Source organism: Thermostichus sp. MS-CIW-30 (assembly GCF_054058015.1).
The window spans coordinates 18944-45121 of the sequence record NZ_JBSRZW010000001.1 but is presented as its reverse complement, the minus strand read 5'-3'; the positions used below and the strand labels follow the sequence as shown (position 1 = coordinate 45121).

22 protein-coding genes, 1 tRNA gene and 1 pseudogene are annotated in these 26178 nt (G+C 57.1%); 14 read left to right on the top strand and 10 right to left on the bottom strand.

The features are described 5' to 3' along the window. Positions 1–160 precede the first annotated feature (160 nt). Positions 161–1378 (bottom strand): radical SAM family heme chaperone HemW, encoded by a 1218-nt coding sequence (gene hemW, locus ACVWXW_RS00225; RefSeq protein ID WP_457402099.1) that lies wholly within the window; start codon positions 1376–1378, stop codon positions 161–163. Positions 1379–1446: 68 nt separating this feature from the next. Between hemW and hisH the strand changes: the two genes are divergently transcribed. The 5 genes from hisH (at position 1447) to ACVWXW_RS00200 (ending at position 11328) form a co-directional block, all read left to right on the top strand. Continuing rightward, positions 1447–2103, top strand: a complete 657-nt coding sequence (hisH, locus tag ACVWXW_RS00220; protein WP_414328912.1) for an imidazole glycerol phosphate synthase subunit HisH — start codon at positions 1447–1449, stop codon at positions 2101–2103. A gap of 6 nt (positions 2104–2109) precedes the next feature. Continuing rightward, complete coding sequence (locus tag ACVWXW_RS00215; RefSeq protein WP_414388527.1) at positions 2110–2571, top strand: EVE domain-containing protein; 462 nt, start codon at positions 2110–2112, stop codon at positions 2569–2571. 184 nt (positions 2572–2755) lie between these two features. Next, entirely contained in the window at positions 2756–4336 is a 1581-nt protein-coding gene (locus ACVWXW_RS00210; RefSeq protein WP_011432522.1) for a hypothetical protein, read from the top strand. Positions 4337–4348: 12 nt separating this feature from the next. Then, positions 4349–5674 (top strand): hypothetical protein, encoded by a 1326-nt coding sequence (locus ACVWXW_RS00205; protein WP_011432521.1) that lies wholly within the window; start codon positions 4349–4351, stop codon positions 5672–5674. Between the two features lie 32 nt (positions 5675–5706). Then, positions 5707–11328 (top strand): DEAD/DEAH box helicase, encoded by a 5622-nt coding sequence (locus ACVWXW_RS00200; protein WP_414388537.1) that lies wholly within the window; start codon positions 5707–5709, stop codon positions 11326–11328. A 169-nt stretch (positions 11329–11497) separates the two neighbouring features. On the opposite strand, the gene surE is transcribed toward ACVWXW_RS00200, so the two are convergent. Beyond that, complete coding sequence (surE, locus tag ACVWXW_RS00195) at positions 11498–12295, bottom strand: 5'/3'-nucleotidase SurE (RefSeq protein WP_011432519.1); 798 nt, start codon at positions 12293–12295, stop codon at positions 11498–11500. Between the two features lie 416 nt (positions 12296–12711). Here surE and ACVWXW_RS00190 point away from each other — a divergent pair, with 416 nt between their 5' ends. Together ACVWXW_RS00190 and ACVWXW_RS00185 are read left to right on the top strand one after the other, a co-directional pair. Next, positions 12712–13377, top strand: coding sequence for a Crp/Fnr family transcriptional regulator (locus ACVWXW_RS00190; RefSeq protein WP_011432518.1), 666 nt, complete (start codon positions 12712–12714; stop codon positions 13375–13377). 30 nt (positions 13378–13407) lie between these two features. Then, positions 13408–14325, top strand: a complete 918-nt coding sequence (locus ACVWXW_RS00185) for an alpha/beta fold hydrolase (protein WP_457402097.1) — start codon at positions 13408–13410, stop codon at positions 14323–14325. On the opposite strand, the gene ACVWXW_RS00180 is transcribed toward ACVWXW_RS00185, so the two are convergent. The 5 genes from ACVWXW_RS00180 to ureG all read right to left on the bottom strand — a co-directional run bounded on the left by ACVWXW_RS00180 (position 14253) and on the right by ureG (position 18235). Further along, positions 14253–14864 carry a Ycf51 family protein gene (locus tag ACVWXW_RS00180; protein WP_414343408.1) on the bottom strand — a complete coding sequence of 204 codons (612 nt, stop codon included), beginning with the start codon at positions 14862–14864 and terminating at the stop codon, positions 14253–14255. The two genes, ACVWXW_RS00185 and ACVWXW_RS00180, sit on opposite strands and share 73 nt — an antisense overlap. Positions 14865–15068: 204 nt before the next feature. Then, positions 15069–15148 (bottom strand) — tRNA-Leu (locus tag ACVWXW_RS00175). Between the two features lie 58 nt (positions 15149–15206). Beyond that, positions 15207–16721 (bottom strand): hypothetical protein, encoded by a 1515-nt coding sequence (locus ACVWXW_RS00170; RefSeq protein ID WP_457402095.1) that lies wholly within the window; start codon positions 16719–16721, stop codon positions 15207–15209. Between the two features lie 51 nt (positions 16722–16772). Further along, positions 16773–17576 carry an urease accessory protein UreD gene (locus ACVWXW_RS00165; RefSeq protein ID WP_457402093.1) on the bottom strand — a complete coding sequence of 268 codons (804 nt, stop codon included), beginning with the start codon at positions 17574–17576 and terminating at the stop codon, positions 16773–16775. Beyond that, positions 17573–18235 carry an urease accessory protein UreG gene (ureG, locus tag ACVWXW_RS00160; protein ID WP_011432513.1) on the bottom strand — a complete coding sequence of 221 codons (663 nt, stop codon included), beginning with the start codon at positions 18233–18235 and terminating at the stop codon, positions 17573–17575. The genes ACVWXW_RS00165 and ureG overlap by 4 nt, the downstream gene beginning before the upstream one ends. Before the next feature lie 60 nt (positions 18236–18295). Between ureG and ACVWXW_RS00155 the strand changes: the two genes are divergently transcribed. Further along, positions 18296–18550, top strand: a complete 255-nt coding sequence (locus ACVWXW_RS00155) for a hypothetical protein (RefSeq protein ID WP_041436298.1) — start codon at positions 18296–18298, stop codon at positions 18548–18550. Between the two features lie 143 nt (positions 18551–18693). Next, the gene (locus ACVWXW_RS00150; RefSeq protein WP_414352218.1) at positions 18694–19251 is read left to right on the top strand and encodes a carboxymuconolactone decarboxylase family protein; all 558 of its coding nucleotides are present in this window, start codon (positions 18694–18696) and stop codon (positions 19249–19251) included. A 70-nt stretch (positions 19252–19321) separates the two neighbouring features. On the opposite strand, the gene ACVWXW_RS00145 is transcribed toward ACVWXW_RS00150, so the two are convergent. Further along, positions 19322–19645 (bottom strand): DUF3288 family protein, encoded by a 324-nt coding sequence (locus ACVWXW_RS00145; protein WP_457402092.1) that lies wholly within the window; start codon positions 19643–19645, stop codon positions 19322–19324. 169 nt (positions 19646–19814) lie between these two features. Here ACVWXW_RS00145 and ACVWXW_RS00140 point away from each other — a divergent pair, with 169 nt between their 5' ends. Genes ACVWXW_RS00140 through ndhI form a run of 4 tightly spaced genes read left to right on the top strand, consistent with a single transcriptional unit; the run spans position 19815 to position 23081 of the window. Continuing rightward, on the top strand, positions 19815–20999 hold the full coding sequence (locus tag ACVWXW_RS00140; protein WP_041437160.1) for an NAD(P)H-quinone oxidoreductase subunit H: 1185 nt from the start codon (positions 19815–19817) through the stop codon (positions 20997–20999). A gap of 29 nt (positions 21000–21028) precedes the next feature. Next, on the top strand, positions 21029–21232 hold the full coding sequence (locus tag ACVWXW_RS00135; protein ID WP_414331866.1) for a hypothetical protein: 204 nt from the start codon (positions 21029–21031) through the stop codon (positions 21230–21232). Between the two features lie 56 nt (positions 21233–21288). Beyond that, positions 21289–22410, top strand: coding sequence for an NADH-quinone oxidoreductase subunit NuoH (gene nuoH / locus ACVWXW_RS00130; protein ID WP_414331864.1), 1122 nt, complete (start codon positions 21289–21291; stop codon positions 22408–22410). A 38-nt stretch (positions 22411–22448) separates the two neighbouring features. Beyond that, the gene (gene ndhI, locus ACVWXW_RS00125; protein ID WP_011432505.1) at positions 22449–23081 is read left to right on the top strand and encodes an NAD(P)H-quinone oxidoreductase subunit I; all 633 of its coding nucleotides are present in this window, start codon (positions 22449–22451) and stop codon (positions 23079–23081) included. Between the two features lie 333 nt (positions 23082–23414). Here ndhI and ACVWXW_RS00120 read toward each other — a convergent pair whose 3' ends face one another. Beyond that, the gene (locus tag ACVWXW_RS00120; protein WP_414522942.1) at positions 23415–24929 is read right to left on the bottom strand and encodes a right-handed parallel beta-helix repeat-containing protein; all 1515 of its coding nucleotides are present in this window, start codon (positions 24927–24929) and stop codon (positions 23415–23417) included. Positions 24930–25178: 249 nt separating this feature from the next. Further along, positions 25179–25590, bottom strand: a pseudogene (locus ACVWXW_RS00115) (BMP family lipoprotein); the annotation flags it as partial. 221 nt (positions 25591–25811) lie between these two features. On the opposite strand from ACVWXW_RS00115, the gene ACVWXW_RS00110 reads away from it, so the two are divergent. Then, positions 25812–26165, top strand: coding sequence for a rhodanese-like domain-containing protein (locus ACVWXW_RS00110; RefSeq protein WP_457402089.1), 354 nt, complete (start codon positions 25812–25814; stop codon positions 26163–26165). Positions 26166–26178 lie beyond the last annotated feature (13 nt).

Sequence of the window (26178 nt, the reverse complement as noted above, 5' to 3'; positions counted from 1 at the left end):
CCTCAACCCCTCTTGCAAGATTAGAGATCTCAGGATCTGTGAAATGTTGGGTTTAATGGCTGCTGGAAATGGTGATGGCCTACGCTCCTCAAAGCTTGAGTTTTCGGCCAATTGGGACAGGGGGCTCTGGTGAGAAATCTTGTGAAAGTAACCGTCGGAATCAAGCCAGCAAGTCTCTGAGAATCTCATTGGAAAATAGCCAGCCATCGGGCGGAATCAGCCGTAGCCGGCCTGCCTCACAACTGGCCCATCCCTTCTCAAAATAGGGATCCAGCCTCTCCAAAGCTTGCTCGACCTTTGCCCGGCCAAAACGCTCCTGTAAATGGCACAAATCCAGACCTTCCTTTAGACGCAACCCCAACATCAAAGTATCCATCCAAACTTCCTCTGGGGATGCTTCAGGAGGGAGAGGGTGGACTCCGACTTTCACCTGCTCGAAGTAGTGGTAAAGGGTTTTGGGCTGCTGAATGCGCCGTCCCCCCTCGTAGCCGACGGATCCCATGCCAAAGCCAAAGTAAGGGCGATTTTTCCAGTACACTCGGTTGTGGCGACAGGCGTAGCCGGGGCGGGCAAAATTGGAGATTTCGTAGTGGATGTAGCCCGCTTCGGTGAGCAGCTCCCGCGCCATTAGGTACATGGCAACTGTGGTTTCCTCGCTGGGCAAAGGTGCTGCTCCCGGTCGGTACATCCGACCAAAGCGGGTTCCCGGTTCAATCGTCAGATCATAGACGGAGACATGGGTGGGGTTAATCTCAAGAACAGCTCGTAGAGACTGCTGCCAGTGTTCCAAAGTCTGGTAGGGCAGCCCAAAGATCAAATCCAGGTTGAAATTCTCAAAGCCCGCCGCCTGCAAGTCGGCCACGGCTTCGTAAACTTCCTCCACTCCATGCAGGCGACCACAAGCGGCCAGCAGCTCTGGCTGAAATGCCTGTACCCCTAGGCTGATGCGGTTGACCCCCAGCTCCCGGTAGCCCGCCAACTGCTCCCGCGTCAGGGTGCCGGGGTTGGCCTCCAGAGAAATCTCGCAGTCGGGATGAAACGGGATCCTCTCCCTCAATTGAGTCAAGATCCGCCCCAGTTGCTCCACCGTCAGCAGAGAAGGGGTGCCACCCCCGAAAAAAATGCTGGTCAACGGTCTGGGATCCCCGGCCAGATGGCGGTAGCGGTAGGCGCCGCCGATCTCTCGGCAGAGCATTTGCACGTAGGTTTCCATCAACTTGCGGGTGCCCAGGCCGGTGGCAAAATCACAGTAGTGGCAGCGTTGCCGACAAAAAGGGATGTGCAGGTAAGCCGCCTCAGGCCAATCAACCTGGTCGCGACAGGGTTGCGGAGCAGTACCGGTCGGAGTGGGATCGTGCGAAGCAATTGCCACAGCCATGAGTCAGCTCAAACGGGTTAGAACCACTATACTGATAGACTCCGAAACTCCTCACGAGAAGGGATCCCATGGGGACTGTACGCCTGGCGGTGATCGACTATGAGGCGGGAAATCTGCATTCGGCTTGCAAAGGGCTGGAGCGGGCCGGAGCTGAGGTGCAGCTAGTAACAGAGCCAACTGGACTAGCGGCTTTTGACGGCATTGTCCTGCCCGGCGATGGGGCCTTTGACCCAGCCATGCAGCAGCTGCGGGCGCGGGGCTTTGGGAAAGCGATCCGGGAAGCTGTGGAGCGGCAACAGCCTTTTTTAGGCATTTGCCTTGGGCTGCAAGTTTTGTTCGAAAGCAGCGAAGAGGGAACAGAGCCAGGGCTGAGCATTGTGCCTGGACGGGTGCAGCGCTTTCGACCGGAGCCGGGCTTGCGTATCCCCCACATGGGCTGGAACCAGTTGCACCTTACCCAACCCCAATCGCCTCTTTGGGCAGGGATCCCGAATCAAAGCTGGGTTTACTTTGTCCACTCCTACCACGCAGTGCCCAATGACCCAAGCTGGGTGGCTGCTACCACCCAACACGGCAGCCAAACCTGTGTAGCCGCTATTGCCCGCGGCACCTTGTTTGCTACCCAATTTCACCCCGAAAAGTCGGGCCCTGTTGGCTTGCAGATGTTGCAAAACTTTGTCGAGTTTGCTGCCCGTTGCTCCCTTTTATCTGCTCCCAGAGCTTAGTGCCCCATGAACTACTGGCTGATGAAATCTGAGCCCAGCGTTTACAGCATCTGGGATCTGCAGCGGGAAGGCCAAACCCTCTGGGATGGCGTGCGCAACTACCAAGCCCGCAACTATCTGAAGGCAATGCAGCCTGGGGATCGCGCCTTTTTCTACCATTCCAATGCCGAGCCACCCGGAATTGCCGGTTTGATGGAGATCCTGGAAACCCACGTGGTGGATCCCAGCCAGTTTGATCCGACCAGCCCCTACTACGATCCCAAGTCCACTCCAGCAGATCCCCGGTGGTACACGGTGCGGGTGCAATTTTTGGCTGCTTTTGAAAGAGTGATCCCTTTGGCCAAATTGCGGGCCACCTTCACCCCGGAGGAGCTGGAGGTGGTGCGGCGGGGCACACGCCTGTCGGTGATACCTGTGGCTGCAGAGGTTGCGGAGCGCTTGCTCTCACTGGCAAACCTCTCCTCTTGATCTGGGGTAAGCTTCCCGACGGTCTCGCCCGACCATTTCCTCTCCGAGGCAGCTAGCCTCTACAGCGCCGACTCTGTTTTGCTGCCAATTTGACCTAAAACAAACATAAAGGGATTCAAAAAATAGGAAACTGGGCATTCAACGCCTGCCTAGGCTTGAGGAAGGAACCCAGGGCGAGGTTACTGTGGCGCTGCACAACAACTATGCCCGCTGGAACCAAGCAATTGTTCAATGGGCAACGCTGGGAGTTCCTCACGGTACGCCAGTTTACCTCAGCGTAGATGAAGAAGTTTTAGCAAGTCTAGGCTTAGGCCCAGTTGAGGACTTTTGCCAAGCCGTGCGCGCCCAGGTGGTAGATGGCCAGCGAGTCCAGCTATCAACTCTGCAAAACCAAAGCTTGCCCGAACCAGCAGGAGTTGCCTTCTTGGCGCTGATGGTGCTCGCCGCCAACGACATGGTGAGGGATGAGGAGCTGGATGAGAGGGACTTCTTTACCCATTTTTGTCAACGATTGGGGGTAGGCGGCGACACTCGTCCCACTGGGATGAAAGCTGGAGATGAAGAAGGCCTATGGCAGGAGTGGAACCAATGGCTAGAGGTAAAGGGATGGATTGCCACCGCCGAGCCAGGGGAAGGCCCGCGCCGGTATTTGAATTACCCCATTTCCCAAACCCTGCTGCGGAAAGCGGACATCCAAAAGCTCTGTTGCCTGTTTTACGAGAAAAACTGGACTACCGCCCGCAGCGAAACTAAGTTACTGGTGGACTTGGCGAGCGAAAAAAACCTGAACCGCCATCTGGAAGAGCTGCTGGACGATCGCCAGCGACACGAGGTACTGGGCGCCGAAATCCTAGCCGTCCATCAGGAGTGGTTAGACGCACAATGCCCGAAACCTGAACAATTTAGCCGACGTCCCCCCACGTGCCTGATTGCAGGGCTGTATCGCACCGAAGATCGGTGGGGGAATCCAGAGTACTACCCTTACCCCAAAGTTCCGCGTCGTTGGCCAGTTGCCGAGGTGACCGTAGAAAACCTAGGTAGCTTGCGTTGTGAGCGCTCTGGTTGGTTTTTCCCTGTTGGCGCACCGCTTTCTGCTGCCGATCTAACAACGGGGAAGTCATGGCCGATTCGAGATCATGCCCACTTGCGGGAACTCCAGCTGCCAGCTCGAGACTTTTGGGTCTTGGTGCCCGATCCTGAGAACCCCGAGTCTAGTGCGCTGGCTAGTTGGGGAGCACCTAAATTGGGCAGTCATTTCACAGTGCTGTTTCGGGAAGCACTCTGGTTGGACTTGCAGCAGCTACGAGAAGAAAAGCTGCTGCAGTGGGAGGGCGATCGCCAGCTTGCCTTTGAAGTAACCTCTGGCTGGTGGGAAATCCAAGAATGTCAGGTGCTGGCGCCGGTATGGGACGGTTTGTTTTTACAACATCCTGAGCTGAAAGAGGCCTTACAACCACGCGATCGTCTGCACATTGCCTTGGGTGGAGGGCTACGGGTACCGCAAGGACAAGGTTGGCTCGAGGGTCACTTGCCAAAGGTGACTGTGTACGGGTTTCAGCCTACGGTAGCCGTGACTCTAACTGAAGTGCGTACCGGGAGCATATATCTTCCAGAAGACCATCGCTCTACCAACCAGCCTTGGGATTTGCCCGCAGACTTACCTCCCGGTACTTACCAAATCCAAGTACGGGGCGGAACTGCCCACCAGGAACGCTTTTTGAAGATCCTGAGTTGGGGTGATTTGTCATTAGCTTCCCTAGAGTAGAGGCATAACTCTATGTCGAAAAAATCTTCTCGGTCAGAGCAAACTTACTGGGGCTTTCGCACCCATACCTCCAGATACAAACCCCAAAAGTTGCTGAATTACTTACAAAAGCGGGTTACTCAAGAAAACTTGGCCGATGTTGTGTCTCATGTTCGTATTGAGAAGGGCATTAAGGAAAGAAGTAGGGGAGAGTATTACTTCTACTTGGGTATTAAGACAAATGCGCGCTCTGATTGGTCATCCACACAAAACACCCTTGAGCAACTGATTAAAACAGTGAGAGGTATCAGTATAGTTAGGATTCGAAGAGAAGGATTTTGCTGGGAAGATATTCGACACATGGTGGGTATCGCCTATGAGTTGGAACGGGATACCCAACCCATTGAGTATTTCCAAGTCAAGCGGCCACCTAAAGTCAACCCACTTGGTTTGGAAACACCTATAGCAGAGGCGGCAGGAAGCGATCGCTCCCAGCCGTGCGAACAGCTGCTTTGGTGGTTATCGGCAGCCGGTTCTGGTTCTTGGGAAACCTTTCAAGCCGTATGCAGTCACCTAGATCTAGTCCAACCGCGTCGGTTGTGGCGTCGGCTGCAGTTGTTAGGGCATCTTCTGGCAGCTCAGGATGGTCAACACTGGCAAATGCAGCCACCTTCCCTGCAGCCAGTGAGCAAAAATTGCTACGTGCTGTACGGTCAGCGAAACGCCAGCCTGCAAGAGTCTTTGCAGCAGTTTGGTCGCCTTGTGAAGATCCCTCAACCTCGAAGGGATGCTCCACCCTGTTGGCAGCTTGAGCTGCAAGCTGATGCTGCCAATGCAATTGCCGAGTTACGGACCAAATACCCTGCCCTAGCCATTCGTCCGGTCGAGGCCCCTCCTCCTTGGGCTGATTGGGTAGCTACGCTAAAGGTCGTCGATTGGGTGCCACTTCACCGCTATCGACTAAAGCGCTACGATGGGAGCAGCTTCGTAGATGTGCCAGACGCCGAGGAAACGGGTTTCTACGAGCTGTACGAGGAGGGATCCCAACAGCAGCATGCCCTATTCTACGACCGCCAGCACAACGCTTGGTACAGCGCCGAATGGTACAGTTTACGTTTTTTGGCTTTGACTCATCTTGCTCCCAAAAACCTATCAGTTAGTTACGACCCCAATGCCCAAGAACTATCGATCCCTATCAGCCAGCGCTGGCCGCTAGCCTACGAACGCTACTTGGTCATGCAATCGGGTTGTCTGCCTCGCTACAATCGCACAACAGAAGAACTGATTTATCAGAACATTGCACCAACTGTGTGGCAAGTCATTGGTGAACAGCTGCCGTTTTTTGATCTGGAGAAATAGTTACAGTTTTTGCCAAAGGCAAAGGAAAAACCATGTACGACCTCGTCGGTATCTATCAGCGGTTAGATCGAATCTACCAGCTTTACATTAGAAGTGCTTTTCCCTTACGTTACCCTGCTCTTAGCGCCGAGCGGGATCGCCACTTGCAGTACAGACCTGAGAATGCTCTGCTTAGTACTCCTCCCCTATTGGAGCCTACACCACTCTACCCTTCTTCTGGCAAAACCCTTGAGGAAGCAGCGAAAGCTTTACCCGCTGGTTATGAAGATTTGGTACATCTAGGCCAGTCTTTATTTCCAAACTTTCCGCTGTATGAGCACCAATGGCAAAGTTTGAAGGCAGCCATCGTTAACCAGAAGGATATTGTAGTAACAACGGGAACTGGTTCTGGCAAAACCGAGTGTTTCTTGTTGCCAATCCTAGCCCACCTTGCCCGGGAATCCCGTACCTGGGATCCCATGTCCCCTCAGAGTGGCGATACGTTCTGGTGGCAGCAGGAAGACAATCCAAAGTGGGTACCACAGCGCCAAGGGCAACAACGACCGGCGGCGATACGGGCCTTGATTCTCTATCCTTTGAATGCTCTGGTGGAGGATCAATTGCGACGGTTGCGCAAGGTGTTGGACAGTCCGGAAACCCATGCCTGGCTCGATCGCGAGCGCGGCGGCAATCGCATCACCTTCGGTCGCTATACGGGACAGACACCCCTCCCCGGTCGTCAGACCCCTGAAAAGGTCAAAGAATTGGCCAAGCTATTGAGAGATCTTCAGGAGCAGCAGGGAAGAGTTGCTGTTCGGAACAAGAATTCGGATAAAGATTCGGATTTAGTATTTTATTTCCCTCGCTTAGATGGGGGAGAAATGCGCTCACGCTGGGACATGCAAGAACATCCCCCAGATATCCTGATTACCAACTATTCCATGCTCAACATTATGCTGATGCGGCAAATTGAGGCTGGGATGTTCGAGCAAACGAAAGCGTGGTTGCAAGCGGATCGAGGTAATAAATTCTTGCTGATTGTGGATGAGTTGCACACCTATCGCGGGACACCAGGGTCAGAAGTAGCTTATTTGCTGCGCTTGCTGCTGTACCGCTTGGGGCTAACAGTCAACTCAGAACAGCTACAAATTTTGGCGACCAGCGCCAGCTTGGAAGAGGGCGAGGCGGGCCGCCGGTTTCTCCGGGAGTTTTTTGGGCGCGATAACTTTGCGGTGATCGCTGGAGAACAAGTTGCTCCGGATCCCGAAGCCCCAGCGCGAGTGCGTCAGTATCAAGTTGCTTTTGCTCAATTTGCCAGAGATGTGCAGGCGGATCCCCTCCAGCCCCTGCGACCTCTCCCTATCCCCGAAGAAGCTCTGACCAAGCTGGTGCAAGAGCTGGGGGGCGATCCCAGCTCAAAACCACTGGAGCAGGCTTTGGGGGAGTGCCTCGAAGAACTCAAGGTTGGCGATGCCTTGCGGGAGGCCTGTCGGCAAGCTAGTGGCAGCGTGCGCGCCACCCCCATCCAAAAAGTTGACCAGCAACTGTTCCCGGGGGCGGCCGTGCCCCAAGGCGGTCTGGTCTCCGAGGCCTTGCGAGGATTGTTGATGGCGACGGCGGTAGCTCAGCGAGAAGACGGGCGATCGCCCCAGCCCGTGCGCGGTCACCTTTTCTTTCACAACCTGCAAGGTCTCTGGGCGTGCAGCAACCCTCACTGCAGCGTTGCGCAACGCTCTCCGGAGAACAACCAGCCGCCTTCACCCATTGGCGCTTTGCACAGCCAACACCGTCTCAGTTGCGACTGCGGGGCGCGTGTCCTGGACTTGATCGTCTGCGAAGTTTGCGGGGAGGTATTCCTGGGGGGCTATGCATACCAATCCGGCGAGTCCCTTATCCTCACTCCCGATCAACCTGACTTGGAAGGCATTCCTGATTTGGTGAACCTTACGCAGAGGTCTGGGAATTATCGCGTTTTTTGGCCCCTGCCCCACGACCCGGAACCTTGGGCGACCCAGCCGCAATATTTGGAGTGGACTGCTGGCAAGGCGAAGCGGGGGTGGGTTGAAGCCAAGCTCAACCCCGCTACTGGTGAACTCCGACAAGATAAAAGCCCCCCTAGAGAAGGCGAGGTTCCCGGCTGGGTGTACCAAGTGAAAGAGGGGGATGGGAATCAGCCCGCCTTGCCGAGCCGCTGCCCTCGCTGCGATACCGATCGCGCTCTCCGTGAGGCCTATCCCACTCCTTTGCGCGTGCACCGCACTGGATTCCAAAAAGCCTGTCAGGTGATTGCCGGAGCTTTGTTGCGGGAAATGCCAACACCGCAATCCCGCAAGCTGGTGGTTTTTTCCGATAGCCGCCAGGACGCAGCCAAGTTAGCCGCCGGTATGGAAATGGATCACTATCGCGATATGGTGCGCTTGCTGCTAGTGCGATCAGCAGAGGAGTATAGGCAAGACCTGCGGGCCTTTCTGCGCTGTGAGTTGCCCAGTCCAGAGGAACGACAGCAACGGTTGCGAGAATATCCCCGGTTGCTACAAGACGTTGAGGGGATGGCGGAGGATTGGGCAGCACGGGATCGCTTTCTTAATCGGCAAGGTGACATTGCTACAGAAGCTCTGCTTTGGACTCAAAACCGGCGACCTGCCAACGAGCAAGTTCGTGAACTGTGGCTCGAGATGCTCAAGTCTTACGGCGAGAAAGTTCCTCTCCTTGCCTTGCGGCGCACCCTGGCAGACCTGCTCTTACATTTGGGACTGTGCCCTGGCGGGATGTCCTTTAGCGCCCTTTACTATTCCGTCAATAAGGATCGGCATCCCTGGACTGAGCTCTACAACTGGCAAAGTCAACCAGTAACACGAATTGCTGCCCGAACACCAGAGCAAAACAGACACCTCGATGAACTCGATGCCTATTTAGCTGATGAAATGATGTTTACGCTGTTTGCCCATGCGGTCAGAAACATCGAGTCTTTTGGACAGGGCTATGTTACAGCTCAAGTTCCTCCGGAACTGCAAGACGTTGCCAGCGCGGTTATCCGCCAATTGGGAATTCGCAAGCGGCATCGATACTCCAAATTCTGCAGACCGGGTACTAGGCGGGAATTACCCCAGTACGTGGAGCGATACTTGAGAAAATTAGAGGAACAGGGCAAGCCAGACTTAAAATCCCAGATCGAGCGGGAGTTGAACAAAATCGGTACCCGTAGCGAGAACGGATTGGTTTTGGATCCAGATCGCCTCTACCTTGTGCCCGTCTCTCGCGAAGGTCTTCAAGGCTACCGCTGTCCTCAATGCGGGGCCTTTTACTTGCACACTGCGGGGGGATGGTGCCCAGAGTGCAGTGGCGGTCGCAACACCAGCAAACGCTCTGACCCGCAGGCCATCCGACTGCAGCCGAGCAGCTTGCCGCGCGATTTGGATTACTACGCCTACCTCTCCGACCCTGAAAACGAACCGTTTCGGATGAATGCTGCCGAATTGACAGGGCAAACCGACAAGGAGGATCGCCTCAAACGGCAGCGCTGGTTCCAGGAAGTGTTCCTAGAGGGAGAAATACCGCTGGCTCAGGGCATTGATTTGTTAAGCGTGACTACCACTATGGAGGCTGGCGTAGACATCGGCGGCCTGCTGGCAGTGATGATGGCAAACATGCCGCCCCGACGGTTCAACTACCAGCAGCGGGTGGGACGGGCTGGTCGGCGCGGTGCCGGGGTCTCCTTGGCAGTTACGTTTTGCCGGGGTCGCAGCCATGACGATTTTTACTTTCAGCGCCCTGAGGCCATTACCGGCGATCCGCCACCCCCGCCCTACATTGACCTGCGCAGCCTCACCATTGCTCGGCGCGTCGTCGCCAAAGAAGTCTTGCGGCAGGCTTTTCAAGATCTATCGGTTGCAGCGGATCTCGAAGATGCAACCAGTGTCCACGGCGAATTTGGCTTGGCCAAAAACTGGCGGCAAGTGGAACCGTCGGTTCGGGATTGGATTGACAACCATCCCCAAGACATTCGAGCTGTGATTGCCCAACTTTGCCAGCAGACTTACATTTCAGCCGAACAGCAGGAAGAGCTGTATCGCTACATCCGCGAGGAGTTGGTCAATAAAATTCGCGAGATTGCTGAGTCTGAAGCCTACAGCCAAGATCAACTTAGCGAACGTCTGGCCAATGCCGGCATTTTGCCCATGTTTGGCTTTCCCACACGGGTGAGGTTACTTTACACTCGCTGGTCTGCCAGCGAAGGCACCATTGATCGCGACTTGGATACGGCGATTGCACAGTTTGCCCCTGGCTTGGAAATCGTCAAAGATCGGGCAGTACACACCGCCTGCGGATTGGTGGAGTTGGTGCCTCACCCAAGAGGCGTACAATCGCGTCCCGGCTTGGTGCCGCCCCTCGACAAACCCAATCGCTGGCTAGGTCTGTGCTGCAACTGTCAAGCCATGATAGAGGACTACCAGCCACAGCAGCCGCTTTGCTCTCCTCCCCCAGCTACCCACAAGCCGGCAAAGCAAGCCTGTCCGGTATGCCAGCAAACCACCCTCCGCTGCATTGATGCGCGGGAACCCAGGGGCTTTTTCACCAACTTGCAGCCGCGGGATTTTGATGGTCAATTTGAGTGGCAACCCCGCGTCAGTCGGCCAACCTTGGGCGCGGACGGACTTAAGGCGGAAGCGACGACCGCAACGACCGGCAACGCTCACCTGCGGGGAGGCAGCGATGACGTTTTAATCGTCAATGATCGCGGCGGCGAGGGGGGGTTCCTGTTACAAGCGGATAAGAAGTGGCCAGGAGCTTATGTTTGTCCTGAAGTTCAGGGGAAACGTTTCGAAGGAATAGGCCCTACCTATCGGATTGCCCTACTGTCTAAGCGACGCACTGACGTGCTGCTGGTCAGCCTTCAAACTTGGCCGCCTGGCGTGTTTGCTGACTCAACAACTGTGGAAGGGCGAGCAGCTTTGTATTCCTTCGCCTTCTGGTTGCGAGCGGCTGCCTGCACCTTTTTGGATGTCGATCCTGACGAGTTGCAAGCCAGCTTTCAGACAAAGGAAGAGGCTGGCCGAGTGGTGGGTCAGGCTTTTCTGTTCGACAAGCTGGAGAATGGCGCGGGGTATTGCCTCTACCTCGCTCAGCCGGAGGTCTTCTCGAAGCTGCTGGAACAAGAGGACTTGTCTCAACCCAACAGTTTGGCCTTCCGTTGGCTGCAGCACCAGCAGACCTGCGACACGTCCTGCAACAACTGCTTGCGCGATTACTCCAACCTAGCCTACCACGGGCTCTTGGATTGGCGACTAGCCTTGGATATGGCGCGCCTTCTGCGAGATGCTAGGGCACCGGTCGATTTGCAGAGCCCTTGGGGGGAAGAGCAGGAAAATCCCTGGCGGCGCTTGGTGGAGCAGGTACTGCCGCCACTGCTGGAAAACCTAGGCTTCCAGCAAGTGTCTCAGGATTTTCTCCTGCCGGTGTGGACGGGAAACCGGGGGCGGGAAGTGCGGATTGTGCGCCATCCTATTTGGACTGATGAGCATCCCATCTGGCAACAAACTGTTGAGCAAGTCCGTCAGGCCTATCCCCAGGCCCACATTCAGGCAATCAATCCTTTTTTGACGTTGCGACGACCAGGGGATGTCTTGGCAAAGTCAACAAAAACTACCCGCTCTAAGCGTCCTGGTGCTGCCTGACTTTATTTCGCTCAGTTTCTTTAGCCTGCGGTGGAAGAGGGCAGCGCGACTCAGTAGTCCAACACTGCCGACGCTCTCTCTACGGGCTAAACACGTTGGCAGAGGCGATTTCTTTCTATTCCAGGGCCTAATAGCCTTTCTATTCTCTGACTCTGAACTGCGCCAATCCCTACAGAGCTCCCTCCAATCCAGAGCCAAAAGCCGAGAGCCCCCACTGCTGCAAGCTATCGAAGGCAGCATAAGCCGTTAGATCTGGCTGCAGGGGCGTAATCGACACATAGCCCTCAGCAACCGCCCGCACGTCCGAACAGGGATCCACCTCCTCTTCCACCACCTCTCCAGCTAGCCAGTAGTAGGCCTTGCCGCGCGGATCCACCCGTTTCTCGTAGAGATCTGTGTACTTGCGCCAGGCCAGGCGGGCCAAGACCATGCCGCGTATTTCAGCCAGCGCTAGGGGGGGCACGTTGATGTTCAACAGCATCGGCTCCCCCAGGGGTTTCAGGCTCAGTTTCTCCAGTAGCTTCAGCACCACCTGGGCCGCTGGTTGAAAATCCTGATGGGTAAAACTGGCCAAGCTTACTGCCAGGCTAGGGATCCCTTCCAATAGCCCTTCCATTGCCGCCGAGACGGTGCCGGAGTAGAGCACATCCGTGCCCAGATTGGCTCCCTGATTGATGCCGGAAATCACCCAATCGGGAGGACGATCCAATAGCCCGTCCAGACCTAACTTGACACAGTCGGAAGGGGTGCCCGAACAGGCCCAGGCCTGCACTTCTGGAGGAAATCCCTCCCGCACCGGATCCACCCGCAGCGGCTTGTGCAACGTCAGGGCGTGGCCGGTGGCCGAGCGCTCCCGATCCGGACAGACCACCGTTACCTGGTGCCCCCCCAGCTGGGCCAGCGCTGCCGCCAAACACCGCACCCCTGCCGCCTGGATGCCATCGTCGTTGCTGATAAGAATGTTCATCCCAGCCACCCCACACCCGCCCTTAGACATACACCAGTCTGACCCAATGATCTGCGCTGATCCCCCAGGTAGCCGAGTTCAGCGGCAGAATCTGAAAATTTACGGCTTCTTGGGGTTATTATTGGACGTAGCCTTTTGAACAATATCAGTAGGAACACAATGTCACCCCATGAGGTCAAGTGCCATTATGAAGCTAAGGTAAAGTAAACCCTGCGGTTTCCTTCCTCTTTGTATTTGCCTTCTTGTGTGTATCTTGCTGTTTCTCCATCCCCATCTTCCTAAGACTCCGTCCCGTTGACGTGTAGGTGCTCGGCACCGCCGGCGCGAACGCGGAAGCGTTGCATAGCCTACAGCCGGGTAAAGCTGGAAAGTCTGTAAAACCCATCAGGTCGCTCGAGCGACAGGAAGTTGATCTCATGTCACTTGTTTCCATCACATCGGCAACAGAGGCTCAGGAATGGCGTGAGCTTTGCCAGTGGGCCGAGGAGCACTACCGCTGTCGCACCTTTCCCAAAGACGTGCGCATTCCCACTCGTCCGGGATTGGTGTACATCACCCAAGAGGGAGTGGTGCGCCTGGTCAGCCAAACTCCAGAGCGGCGGGAGGTCTTTGTTGGGTTCATCACGGCTGGATTTCCTTTTGAGCTGAGCAACCCAGAGCGCTTTGAGTTGAAAGCCTGCACCCACGCCGATCGCACCACGGTGATGTGGTTTTACTGGCAGGATCTGGAGCAGTGGCCCTATCTGCACCAGAAGATTCAGGAAAACTTCCGCCAGCAACTGCAACGGAAGCTGCTGTGGTTGGGAAATCTGGGCCAACGGCGCGCCATCGATCGCCTCAAGGGCTTCTTGAGCCTGTTGATCGAAGAGTATGGACAGCCCTGTGAACAAGGGATGTATCTCCCCTGGCCCCTTACCCATGCGCAGATTGGGGATGCCATTGGGGCCACTCGTGTGACGGTGACTCGTCTTCTGGGATCCCTGCGTTCGAAAGGGTTTGTGCAGGTGCTGGATCAAAACTTAATTTGCATTCCCAACGGGGTAAAGCTCCAGCCCACTCCGAAGAAGGCGGCCAGCGCCTAACCCTGCTGTCTAGATGCTATCCAGAGTGTTATGCCTACAGCAGTCGGGAACTGCACTGCTGACGCGATGGGCCTGCAGCTCCACTATCGTACTTGGGGAGAAGGGATCCCCTCCCTCCCAATCTTGATGCTCCACGGCCATCCGGGCAATGCCGACTGCATGGCGGTATTTGCAGAGGCAGTGGCGGGGATCCACCCCTGTGTGGCGCCAGATCTGCGTGGCTATGGACGTTCGCAGGTGGTGGATCCCTTCGAGATGGAGGAGCACCTGGAGGATTTGGAATTACTGCTCAATCGCCTGGGCTGGCAGGCGTGTCTGGTTCTGGGCTGGTCTTTGGGCGGGATCCTGGCCCTGGAGTTGGCTTTGCGGCTGCCGGAGCGGGTAAAAGGCTTGGTTTTGGTGGCCAGTGCCGCCTGCCCCCGCAGCAACCATCCCCCCACCGATTTTTGGGATCAGGTCAACACCGGCGTTGCCTCGCTGCTCAACTGGCTTTGGCCCGGCTGGGAATGGAACATCGAGACCTTTGGCCGTCGCTCCCTTTACCGCTACCTGATGCAGCAACAGACCCCAACGGCCTATCGGTATTTGGCGCACATGGCCTTGCCCGCCTATCTGCACACCTCCCCCCAGGCTCGCCAAGCTCTGCGCGCCGCTTTGCAACGGGGCTACAACCGCGAGGGAGATCTGCACCGAATTCGCATCCCGGTACTGCTTATGGCCGGCGAGCGGGATCGCCACATCACCGCCAACAGCAGCCTGGCCACAGCCCGCGCCCTGCCCCACTGCACCTGCATTGTCTATCCCAACGTGGCTCATCTCTTTCCCTGGGAGATCCCCGACCGGGTGGGACAGGATCTGCGCCGCTGGCTCAGCGCTCAAGACTGGGCAAGTGGGATCCCGGTGGTTGGCTCTTCCGCTCCCTCTGCAGACAAGGCGGCAGAAGCCTGACCCTGGGCCAACTTCCGCAGCCGGGCAAAGGCCTCTTCCTCTAGATGGATCTGCTGCTGCTGTTGTTCTTCTGGGGTGCGCAGGCGCTTTCCCAACGGCTGTTGCAGCGTGCCCAAGAGCAACGGCTCGGAAACTCCCGGCTCGGGATGGATGACGGTGCGGGCCCGCAAGGTGAACACCGGCGAACCGGTGGAGAAGCGGCCCGGGGATCCCAAATCGCTGGCCGCCTGCTTCAGGGTGAGGATCAGTTGCTCTGGGGTGATATCCGGGCTGACAGCAATAACCGCTCGATCCGCCCCTTGGTCATAGACGGTGGTGTAGGGGGCAGCACCGGGAATGCGGGAGCGAAAGATCGGCCCCAAGCTGAGGGCAAAACATCCCGCTGTTAAAACCAGCGCAAACGCCGTGTAGCCCACCAGCGCAAACTTCAAGGGCCAATTGCGGATCCAGGCCAGCAGGGTGAGCACAGCCAGCAAGCCTGCTAGACCTAGCCCAATTTGGGTGGCAGAGGCAAAGAAAGATTCCAAAGTTGCATCCATGATTCCCCAGTTTAGCGGCTAGAGCTTCATCTCTAGGATGCAGGATGAGCCCGATTCTGGCTGCCCTATCTAAGGACTCCGTCCCGCTGGCACCCTGCTCCAGAAGGGCTTGGCTGGTTCTATCACCAAACCCCTGTGAGAAGAGGCAAGACGGATCAACCTACCAAACACAGAAAGCGGCGAGCCCTACAGATTTGAGGAGCATGGGCAAGGTCGGATTCGAACCGACACGGTTTCCCGCCGCATTTTGAGTGCGGTGCGTCTACCAGTTTCGCCACTCGCCCGACTTGGAACCATTATCCTACTGAACTGGCGAAACCTCGTCAACCAATCCCCCGAACTCTATCGGCGGCGGTCTTTCTCCAGTTGCTGGGCCTTTTGCCGAAGCTGGCGGGTTTGCTCCATCACCTCCTCCAGATCCTCGTGGGATAGCCGCTCGACGTAGTTAATTTTGATCTCTTCCAGCAAGTCTTGCAGGAGAGAGCGAATTTCTTCCGAAGCATGCTCCTGGCTGAGTTCCCGTGCCAAGACCTCACCAAACCGCTGCATCAGTTGCGCTGCCAGCTTGGAGCCGACGGGATCCTCGAAACTGCCCGTCAGGGTTTTGTAGGTGGTGGTGGTCAGCTCGTTGGCCAGGCGCTCCGTCAGTTGGCCAGGCAGGGATCCCAGGCCGGGAAGCTGTTCTAGAGTTTGCATGGCAGGCAACTGCTTGAGCAGGCCATCCAGGTTGTAGCGGAGCAGTTGTTGCAATTCCGGTTGCACCTGGGGCAAAACGCGGTAGAGAACAATGCGAAAAACCAGGTTGGCAATCGCCTCCAGCTCGTTGGTGTTGTTGATATCAATGTAGTCGCGCTGGGTACGCGCTGCCGGCAGCAGGGGCAGGGATCCCCGCTGAATGGATCCCTGGATTTGGTTGATCACCCGCACAACAATGACTTCCGTCAGGTCTTCGGCGAAGTTGGTGACAAAGCCCTGGCTCACCTGAGCGCGTACCCGCTCCAGATCCAGCAACTGCGCTTGTCCCAGCCGGATGGTGACGGGGATCACCCGCAGCCAGCGCCAAAAGGGCAGCAGCAACAGCACATCGTACCAACGCCAGAGCATGGCATCCAGCCAATTGACGCCGGTGTAGCGGCGGCTGATGGCCACCGTGCGCAGCAAAAATTCCAGCCCAAACAGAAGCACGAAGGGAAAATCCAGCACCGGGAAAAAGTCAACAGGGTTACCGCTCTCACCAATGGGGCGGAAATAGTTGGTCTCAAAGAGGGGGCGCAGCCGGGTCTGGAAAAATTCAATTCCATCTGCGGGATCGGCGCTGGCCAAGTACTCAGCAGTCCAAAAGCGGGCAAAGGCGGCTCTGGCAGAGTCGGCTTCTGGGATGTGCTCCCGCATCAAATTGAGGATACGCACAAACTGGCCAGTTTTGTTGGCGCCCTGAAAGGGATTGGTCTCGATCATCTCGTCGCTGAGCTCCCGCAAGCGGGCCAGGATTGGTGCTGCCGCTTCCGACTCCACGCCAAACCGCAGGGTAACCTGGCGCAGCTCATCCACCAAGGCCAAGTAGCGCTGGGTTTCGGGGTTGGGCTCGATACCTTTGATGGGATCGTATAGGTCGGTCACCGGGGAACGGCTGGTTTCTTCGGAGAGAATCGGCAGCGGAATGGGAGGACCAAAGGCGCCAAAAATTTGCACCCGACCCTGGAGCCAAAAATCTCGCCCAGGCACATAGCTCATGTCGAAGAGCACCAAGCACAGGTTGCTCAGGGCCAGCAGGGCCATCCCCTTCTCGTAGAGGAGCAGCCAGCGACTTCGCCCCCTGAGGACAGAGCGTCTGAGAATCCGTTGAGCAGCGTTCAAAAGACTCCGTCCCGGCCTTGGGTCAGCCAGTTGGTTTGAGTCAGCCTTAGTCTACCACCCCTGGGGTGAGCCACCCTTGGCTTGAGCAAGCTGTAGTGCAACCTGGCCAAAATGCCGCCAAATGGCCTCTGCCTGTGGCCCCACCTGGCGCAGAATCCAACCCTTACAGATGGGATCCGGAGACTTGACCAGCCAGTGTAGGGGCTCTGTCCCGCTGACGCAAACGGTCGGCCAAGGGGGCTCCGGCCAATCCCCCAGCAAATACAAGGATCCCCAACAGAGGTGGAATCCCAGCACCGACGCGGCGGAGACTTGTCGATGGGGAAAGTGCAGATCCATGTGTTCCTGCAGCCAGAGTTTTCTCCCCTCTGGGGAGGATGGGATCCCAGCAGTGACCCAAACTTGCAAGCAGTTGGCAAGATGTTCAAACTGCCAGCGCTCGTCCATGGCCAGTCGTCCGGCAGTCCAGATCTCGGCATAGGCCAGGCGGGCTGTGGGATCCAGCTCAATTTGCACCTGCTGGCGAAAGTCTGCCCCTGCCCCCGGAATGGTCGGGTGAGGGATCCAGATCAACTGGCTGGTGGGGGCCAGCTTGACCTTGACCTGTTGCCGAATCAAGCCGGGATGCAGCCGCGTTGCCCCTTGGGTGCGAATTTCCAGCGCCGAGCCTGGCCCCAGCCCGATCTCGATCCGGTGGCGATCCCCACCCAGCAGGCCGCCGTTGGGGTTGCGCAGGTAGTACACAGGTGGCTCCCCAGGGGATCCCAGCCATTGCAGGGGAGCCTGAGAATACTCCCAAATACGGGTATGTTCGCCTCGGCGGGTTGCCTTCAAGATGGCCTTACCGAAGTTCACAGGCGGCTCACCGAGGGGGGGTCGGCCTTGATGGGCCGAAACAGCACCTCCCGCTCCAGCCAACTGAGAACCTGCTCCAGCCCCTCACCCGTGCGCAGGTTGGTAAAGACAAAGGGCCTATCTCCCCGCATGCGACGGGCATCCCGTTCCATCACCCCCAAGTCTGCTCCCACATAGGGAGCCAGATCGATCTTGTTGATCACCAGCAGGTCGGAGCGGGTGATCCCCGGCCCGCCTTTGCGCGGGATCTTGTCCCCTTCGGCCACGTCGATGACGTAAATGCAGGCGTCCACCAGCTCCGGGCTGAAGGTAGCTGCCAAGTTGTCCCCCCCCGATTCCACCAAGATGAGATCCAGGGGGCAAAAGCGGCGCTCCAGCTCCTGAATGGCGTCTAGGTTGAGGGAGGCATCTTCCCGAATGGCGGTGTGGGGGCAGCCGCCGGTCTCTACGCCAATGATCCGCTCTGCCTCCAGGGCCTTGGCCCGCACCAAAAACTCGGCATCCTCGCGGGTGTAAATATCGTTGGTCACCACCGCCAAAGACAGGTGGTCCCGCAGCGCCAAGCAGAGCTTTTCCACCAAAGCGGTTTTTCCAGATCCCACCGGGCCGCCAATGCCAACCCGTACCGGCTGGGAAGTTTGCGCAACTTTGCCCGACATCTGACCACCTAATGCTCTTTGAGGGCATTCTAGAATCAGAAGCTTGCAAGGGATCCGAGTATGGTTCGGCTTTTGGTGGCAACTGCTGTGGTGCTGGTGGGATTTTTGCTGGTTAACCGCCTCTATCGCAACCCGCTGAGTTCGGAGCCGAGACCAGAGCAAGCCAGCCCAGAAGCTGCCCAGCAAGGGATCCCTCAAGGTGGGCCGCTGCAGATTTACCAATCTCGGGAACAGATCCAGCAAACCCTCAACCAAGGGGCTACCGCCACCCAGCAGCAGGTGGAAGCCGTTGAGCAATCCTTGGGCAATCCTTGACCCTTGACAAGTAAGAAGGGAGGCAGGTGCCTGGTTTCAGGCGGAGAAGGGATCCCTCCCCCAGACCGTGAAGCGCCCCTCAGGCTTGGGCGGATCCCCCAGACGCGCTAAAGTCGAGAATGCTGCAATTTTACAGACTGTCCATGCGGATCCCTCCTGTTACCCCAGAGAAAGCCGATAAGCAACTGCAAAAGGTTTACGAAAGCCTGGAGAAAACCTACGGCACCGCCCTCAACCCCCTGCAGGTGATGGCCCACAAGCCCCAACTGATGCGAGCCGTGATGAACCTCTACGGGGCGCTGCACACCCAAAACCCCAACTTGCCTGAAGAGCTGAAGGAGCTGGTCAGCATCCGCATTGCCCAAATCAACGGCTGCCGCCACTACTGCCTTCCCTACCACACCCTGCAGGCGCAAAAGTACGGCGCCTCCCCTGCCAAAATTGCGGCGGTGGCCCAGGCCCGCACCAGCACCCTCTACACCGAGGCGGAAAAGCTGGCCATCGAGTACGCTGAGCGGATGACCGTGCCCAGCATGGTGGTCACCGATAGCTTCTTTGCCCAGCTAAAAGCCATTTGGTCAGATGAAGATCTGGTGGAGCTATCGGCTTGGATTGGCTTCATGAACTTCTGGACCAAGGTGATTGCCGCCCTGGATGTGCCTTTGGATCCCGTCTTTGCCGAGCAACTTCACGTCTCTTAGGTAGCGGCGGGCTCTCCTCTCCCAGAGGGAGAGGGGATGGGGGTGAGGGATCCCGCCCCCCAGCCTGCCTCTAGGCCCAGTCGTCTCGCGTGCTAAAGCTGCGGTCGTACACCTGGCCGCGGGCATGGATCTGGCGAGTCCGGGCGAACAGCTCTTCTTCGCTCAGGCCCCACTGTTCCAGGATTTGATCCAAATCCCGCTGCAGATCCCAGGCGCCGGGGAAGCCGTGGTAACGGATGCGCAAACGGGCGACTTCCGCCAGTACCCAATCCGAGAGGGGCCTCTCCTGGGCCTGCACCATCAGCTCATCGAGCGCAGCTCGGTCGGTGGCATATTGCGGATGTTGCTGCTCTCGTCGGGATGAGCCATTCGAGGGTGAACGGGATACAGCCATCGGCCTCCCTCCTTTTTTCTCACTCTAGCTGAGTTCCCCTGGAGACTTTCAATATCGAGGATTGGGATCCCTGATGGCATGGGATCCCGAGAAGGCAGAAGAAAACCGCTATACTGCAAATGTTGCAGACCATGAACATTCTTCAGTTGCGGAGGCGGCGGCTATGCCCATGCCCATGATCGAGACCCGTACCGACCGGATGTTGCTCAACTTTGGGCCGCACCATCCCTCTATGCATGGGGTTTTGCGTTTGCTGGTCACCCTAGATGGCGAAAACATCGTCGATTGCGAACCGGTGATCGGCTACTTGCACCGCGGCATGGAGAAAATCGCCGAAAACCGCACGGTGGTGCAATACCTGCCCTACGTCTCCCGTTGGGACTACGGGGCCGGCATGTTCAACGAGGCCATCACCGTCAATGCCGTTGAGAAACTGGCCGGGATCAGCGTGCCCAGACGGGCCAGCTACCTACGGGTGATCATGCTGGAGCTGACCCGCATCACCAACCACCTGCTTTGGTTTGGTCCCTTCTTGGCGGATTTGGGCGCCCAAACCCCCTTCCTCTACGCCATGCGGGAGCGGGAGTGGATCCTAGACTTGTTTGAAGCCGTCACCGGCATGCGCCTGATCAACAACAACTATTTCCGGGTAGGCGGCGTAGCAGTGGATTTGCCCTACGGCTGGACGGAAAAATGCCTAGACTTTTGTGAGTATTTCCTGCCCAAAGTGGATGAGTACGAACGGCTGGTTACCGACAACCCGATTTTCCGCCGGCGGCTGGAAGGGGTGGGAGCCATCTCCAAGCAAGACGCCATCAACTGGGGTCTGTCGGGTCCCATGTTGCGGGCCTGCGGCGTCAACTGGGATCTGCGCAAAGTGGATCACTACGAATGCTACGACGACTTCGACTGGGAGGTGGCCGTTTATCCCGAAGGGGATTGCCTAGCCCGCTATCGGGTGCGCATGAAAGAGATGCGCGAGTCCTGCAAGATCGTGCAGCAAGCGGTGAAGGCTCTGCCGGGCGGCCCCTTTGAAAACCTAGAAGCCAAGCGCATGCTGGAGGGGCCGAAGTCGGAGTGGAACAAAGGCGACTACCAGTTCATCAGCAAAAAGCCTTCGGCCAACTTCAAGATCCCCAAGGGGGAAGCCTACGTGCGGGTGGAGAGCGCTAAGGGGGAGCTGGGCATTTACATCGTGGGAGACGACAACGTTTGCCCGTGGCGCTGGAAGATCCGTCCCCCCGGCTTTGTCAATTTGCAGGTACTGCCTCAGTTGATTCGCGGCATGAAGGTAGCCGACATGATCGCCATCCTCGGCAGCATTGACATCATCATGGGCGAGGTGGATCGCTAAGATACTTACGGAAAGCGAGGACAAAGGCGATGGCCTGGGCGATCTTGGTTCTGCCGCTGTTGATTGTGTCTGTCATTGCTGCGATTATTGGCCCCAAGCAATGGGCTAAGTACCAAGAGGAAAGGCGCCGCCGCGCGGAAGAGCTATCTGATGCTCGCCTTCAGGCCATCATCCAGCAGGAGCTACGCCGCCGCAACCGTCCCCCCCAATCGGATCCCAACGGGAAAACTTAGCTACAGGGATCCCAAACCCTACCCAACCCGCCATCTCTAGGGAGCTACTCACCCCCATGACAAACGCCGGTATCGACCTACAACTTGGCTTCGAGACTGCCCTACAGAACCTAGGCTTGGGAGCAGGTGCAGCCCATGCCCTCTGGATGCCCCTGCCCATGTTGCTGCTGATCATCGCCGCCACCTTGGGGGTCATGGTCATGACTTGGCTGGAGCGCAAGATCTCGGCAGCAGCCCAACAGCGGATTGGCCCCAACATGGCTGGCCCTCAGGGGGTGCTGATCCCGATTGCCGATGGCATCAAGCTGCTGACCAAAGAAGATGTTCTGCCCATCTTGGCCGACCCAGTCTTGTTTACGCTGGGGCCGATATTGGTTTTCCTGCCCGTCTTTTTGTGCTACCTGGTGGTTCCCTTTGGCCAGAACCTATTGATCTCCAACATTGCCATTGGCGTGTTCTTCCTGATCGCCACCTCCAGCGTGCAACCCATCGGTTTGTTGATGTCGGGCTACGGTTCCAATAACAAGTACTCCTTGCTGGGTGGGCTACGCGCGGCAGCTCAATCGATCAGCTACGAACTGCCGCTGGCCCTGTCAGTGTTGGCCGTGGTGCTGATGAGCAACGGTCTGGACACGGTGGGGATCGTGGAGCAGCAGAGCGGCCTGGGCATTCTGAGCTGGAACGTCTGGCGGCAGCCCATTGGCTTTGTCATTTTCCTGATCTCGGCTCTGGCGGAAACGGAGCGGATCCCGTTCGACTTGCCGGAAGCAGAAGAAGAGCTGGTAGCCGGTTACCAAACGGAGTACTCCGGCATGAAGTTTGCCCTCTTTTATCTGGGATCCTACGCCAACCTGCTGCTGGCTTCCCTCATTGCAGCGGTGCTGTACTTGGGGGGTTGGTCGTTCGTGGTGCCGGTGGAAACGATTGCTGCACTTGCCGGGATTCCTTTGGATAACCCTTTCTTGCAGATCGGCGCGGCGGCCTTAGGCATTGTCATGACGATGGTCAAAGCTTTTATCTTCATCTTCTTGGCCATCCTGCTGCGCTGGACCTTGCCGCGGGTGCGCATTGACCAACTGCTGGACTTGGGGTGGAAGTTTTTGCTGCCCGTATCCTTTGTTAACTTGCTGCTGACGGCAGCCCTAAAGCTCGCCTTCCCCACCTTTTTTGGGGGTTGAATGAGAAGTAAAGAGGCCAGAGAGGGAGAACATAGACCATGACTTTTCTAAAGCGTGTCAAAGAATATGTGGGCGATGCCTTCCGAGCCGCCAAGTACATCGGCCAAGGGATGGGGGTTGTCTTCGACCACATGGGCCGGCGCCCGGTAACCGTGCAATACCCCTTCGAAAAGCTGATCCCCTCTGAGCGCTTTCGGGGACGCATCCACTTCGAGTTCGATAAGTGTATTGCCTGCGAGATCTGCGTTCGGGTTTGCCCCATTGATCTGCCGGTGGTGGATTGGGCCTACAACCCAGAGCTGAAGAAAAAGGAGCTCTACAGCTACAGCATCGATTTTGGGGTGTGCATTTTCTGTGCCAATTGTGTGGAGTTTTGCCCCACCAATTGTCTCTCGGTAACCGAGGATTATGAGTTGGCTACTTACGACCGCCATGACCTCAACTACCACCAAGTGGCGATGGGCCGTTTGCCCTCCAAGGTAACTGAGGACCCAATGGTGACCCCACTGCGGGAGTTTGCCTATCTGCCCAAAGGGGTGATCGATCCCCACGATTTACCTGCTGGATCCCAGCGGGCTGGCAAACGACCGGAGGAGATTCTGGCGGAAATGAGAGCGGCCAAAGCTGCTAAGGAAGCCGAAGCGAAAGCAGCCAAGGCTGCTGCGGAATAGCGTGACATACTCCCGCACTCATGCTGACGCAAAGCGCTCCGCGCCGCTGTCCGCCACCCCTAGCCCCTTTCCCAGGGGATGTGACTGTTTGAACTTGTGGGACTGCCTTCCAGCATCGCCCGCTGCCGCAAGGTGATGGCCAGAAAAAGCGTCGAGGCCGCGAAGTTGGAGCTGTCCTTAGTGGGAAGGAGATGCCTGGGGCGCAGAAATAAGGTCTTCTGAACCCTGCGATCTGCAATCAAAGATCTGAGTATGAGTATAGGTGTGGTGTCCTAGTCTGAACCAAAATGGCCATACGTGGGCAGGGCAGATGGCTGCCAGCCTTGGCTAACTTCAGGGGAAGGAAAACGTAAACCTACCCGCCAAGCCAGGGGATGTGGCCAAGCCGCTAAAAGTCTGCGCGACGTTTCCGCTCTTGCGAACCGTTACGGTAAAGGGAATGGGAGCAGTTGATTGGGAGCAGCGCCGGAACAATCTCACCTCGATGAAGTATGGCCCTGAGGGCGGGGTGGAAGCCCAAAAGACATTCTCCACAGCATTTTGGGTTACGGCAACACAGTCGGCATTGGCATCCACATCCAGCCGTCCTCCAGAAGGGACAATTCGGTTGTTAAAAAACACGGTCTGCTGCGTGGGATCCGTAACATACAGGTCAAGGTCATCGATGGTGTTCCAACTCAAGGTAACTTGAATGGGGCCGGTGCCCAATACTGGAGGTGTGGGGGTGGGAGAGGGTGTCGGTGCAGGAGTTGGTGGTGGCCTCAGGGTAGGAGTTGGCGTGGGCGCAGGTTCCCCAGTGACCCTCTGAGCAAAGTTTCCTTGGAAAGTATTGCCAGCCAGGTAGGCTGCGACTACCGCATCTGGGGTGCCGGGGGCCGCCTGAATTGCCACTCCTACGCCCTCGCCCCGAGCTAGGAACGTATTCCCGGAAATGGTGCGGGCCTGGGTTCCCTGCAAAATACGAATGCCGACACTGCCGGCTATCCTGCCCACGCCGATCCGGTTGGATTGAATGGATGGAATTGAGCCTGCCCCATCCAGCTGAATCCCGGTAGTGCCACTCGTACCTGCTTGCCGCGCCTGCAGTACCAAGCCGGCTCCAGCCGTGGGTGGATCCCCTTCGATTTGGTTGTTGCGGAAGATCCCGCCGGAGTTGTCACCATAGCGAACGGCCAAAGCCCCCAAAGCCTGCAGGAGAATTGTGTTGTTTTCAAGGATGGGATTGCTGCCCGGCACAGTGCCTATGCCCACCCCACCCGTTTTACTGACAATCGGCGAGACACGGCTGACCCGGCCATTCCCAGAGATCTGCACACAGGGATCCAAAAATTGCTGGCACAAAATCTCGGCCAATTGGTTCAAGGCTCCCTCTAGAACCGCAGCATTGCCGTTGACCAAGATGTTGGAGCGAGGGTCGTTGAGGGTGACCTTGCGCGGCTGAAAAGTGCCGTTGTTCACCTGCACCCGTCCACCCCCCAGCACCACATCTACCCCCTGCAGGCTGGTTTGGCTGGCTACAATCACGTCAAAGAGCCCGGTCAGGATCTCATAGGCGGTGGAGCTGGTGATGCGAATGCGACCGCCGTTGGTGCCATCGCCGCCATCCAGGGCCAGGTTGCTTTGCAAAGTTTCCCTGCCCGTCCCCAAAATCTCGATCAGCACCTCCAGGCCGGCTGTGGCAGTCTGAAGTCGCTGCGCCTCTGCAACTGCGTCTGCCAGTTTGGTAAAGGGGCCACTGGCCGGATCCACTCTCAGGATGATGGGCCCGCCACCTGGCGGAGGAAGAGGTGGAGAACTGCCGCCGCCACCCCCACAGCCGAGGGCAACCCCCGCCAACAGAGGCAGCAAGGCTGAACAGATCCCCCAACCAGATTTGGATACTTGGCCAAGCATAGGTGGAAAGCCCCTTACAAGCGCTTAGCGGTTAAGGTTGTTACAGCAACAAACAAGAGCAACAAACAACTGCCACGAGGTCAAAGTGCAGATGGCCAAGTTGCGATCCAATGCCCTCAGCAAAAGCATCCTCTGATGGATCCTCTGTTTAGTCAAGGCTTCGCCAGGGATCCGCAATCAATCGGCAACAAAAATCTCAAAAATCTAGCGCTCTTCAGGTACTTCGAGGGTTCCGGCGAGGATGTCTTGCTGCACCGCTTCCACAGCAGCCACCAAATCTGCCGGGAGCAAGGCTTGGTTGTACTCATCCAGAGCATAGCCCACACCCTCGTTCTCCAGGCCAAAGGTTTGAATGCCGCCGACAAAGTTGCCTTAAAGTTGCCTTAAAGTTGCCTTCCACCACGCTGCGAATCACTTCATAGGTGGCCATATCCACCCGCTTCAGCATCGAGGTGAGACCGTGGTTGAGGGTGGCAGGGTTGTTATCGGTATCCCCCAGGTAGTTTTGGTTAGCATCCACACCGATAAAGAACAGCGGACGGGTATCTCCGCTGCAGATGCTGGCATAATCGGCGGGTTTGGGCACTTCCGCAAAGGGATCTCGAATGAAACTCACCCCGGCGGGCAGCCCTGTAGGATGCTGTTGGGCCAGAGCAGCCCAAAGAGCAGCGAGGTAACATCATCTCCCGCCGTATCCGTGTCGATCAAAAAGCGTTGCACAGCCATACCCAGGCTAAGCCCAAATCAAGGTGTCATCTTAACCCTTGCAGGCAGTCTCAGGGCAGCCATTGAGCCGGTGTATCTTGAGAGGGGATCCGTGTAGGCTTGAGTCGATTGATGTCCTCTTCCATCCGCTCCATTACACCACAACAGATGGCCCAATACCTACAGGATCCCGAGGCCGGCCCTCTGCAATTGATCGATGTGCGGGAACCGGCAGAGCTGGAGCTGGTGAATTTAAATGCCCTGGGCTTTCGCAACTACCCCTTGAGCCAGTACGAGGAATGGAGGGAACGGATCCTCACAGAGCTGGATCCAGATCAGCCAACTTTTGTGCTCTGCCATCATGGCCTCCGCTCTGCTCAGATGAGCCGGTGGCTACAGGCCAACGGGTTCACCCAGGTTTATAACATCAGCGGCGGCATTCACGCTTGGGCCTGTGAGGTGGATCCCTCCCTGCCCACCTATTGAGGTCACGGGCAAA

What these genes read in the sequence shown, in the direction of transcription:
- surE (WP_011432519.1), bottom strand. Translation starts at nt 12,295, where the DNA reads ATGAACATTCTTATCAGCAACGACGATGGCATCCAGGCGGCAGGGGTG.
- nuoH (WP_414331864.1), top strand. Translation starts at nt 21,289, where the DNA reads ATGACAAACGCCGGTATCGACCTACAACTTGGCTTCGAGACTGCCCTA.
- hisH (WP_414328912.1), top strand. Translation starts at nt 1,447, where the DNA reads ATGGGGACTGTACGCCTGGCGGTGATCGACTATGAGGCGGGAAATCTG.
- ACVWXW_RS00180 (WP_414343408.1), bottom strand. Translation starts at nt 14,864, where the DNA reads ATGGATGCAACTTTGGAATCTTTCTTTGCCTCTGCCACCCAAATTGGG.
- ACVWXW_RS00150 (WP_414352218.1), top strand. Translation starts at nt 18,694, where the DNA reads ATGCGGATCCCTCCTGTTACCCCAGAGAAAGCCGATAAGCAACTGCAA.
- ndhI (WP_011432505.1), top strand. Translation starts at nt 22,449, where the DNA reads ATGACTTTTCTAAAGCGTGTCAAAGAATATGTGGGCGATGCCTTCCGA.
- ACVWXW_RS00135 (WP_414331866.1), top strand. Translation starts at nt 21,029, where the DNA reads ATGGCCTGGGCGATCTTGGTTCTGCCGCTGTTGATTGTGTCTGTCATT.
- ACVWXW_RS00215 (WP_414388527.1), top strand. Translation starts at nt 2,110, where the DNA reads ATGAACTACTGGCTGATGAAATCTGAGCCCAGCGTTTACAGCATCTGG.
- ACVWXW_RS00140 (WP_041437160.1), top strand. Translation starts at nt 19,815, where the DNA reads ATGCCCATGATCGAGACCCGTACCGACCGGATGTTGCTCAACTTTGGG.
- ACVWXW_RS00155 (WP_041436298.1), top strand. Translation starts at nt 18,296, where the DNA reads ATGGTTCGGCTTTTGGTGGCAACTGCTGTGGTGCTGGTGGGATTTTTG.
- ACVWXW_RS00190 (WP_011432518.1), top strand. Translation starts at nt 12,712, where the DNA reads ATGTCACTTGTTTCCATCACATCGGCAACAGAGGCTCAGGAATGGCGT.
- ureG (WP_011432513.1), bottom strand. Translation starts at nt 18,235, where the DNA reads ATGTCGGGCAAAGTTGCGCAAACTTCCCAGCCGGTACGGGTTGGCATT.
- ACVWXW_RS00205 (WP_011432521.1), top strand. Translation starts at nt 4,349, where the DNA reads ATGTCGAAAAAATCTTCTCGGTCAGAGCAAACTTACTGGGGCTTTCGC.
- ACVWXW_RS00200 (WP_414388537.1), top strand. Translation starts at nt 5,707, where the DNA reads ATGTACGACCTCGTCGGTATCTATCAGCGGTTAGATCGAATCTACCAG.
- ACVWXW_RS00185 (WP_457402097.1), top strand. Translation starts at nt 13,408, where the DNA reads ATGCCTACAGCAGTCGGGAACTGCACTGCTGACGCGATGGGCCTGCAG.
- ACVWXW_RS00110 (WP_457402089.1), top strand. Translation starts at nt 25,812, where the DNA reads ATGTCCTCTTCCATCCGCTCCATTACACCACAACAGATGGCCCAATAC.
- hemW (WP_457402099.1), bottom strand. Translation starts at nt 1,378, where the DNA reads ATGGCTGTGGCAATTGCTTCGCACGATCCCACTCCGACCGGTACTGCT.
- ACVWXW_RS00145 (WP_457402092.1), bottom strand. Translation starts at nt 19,645, where the DNA reads ATGGCTGTATCCCGTTCACCCTCGAATGGCTCATCCCGACGAGAGCAG.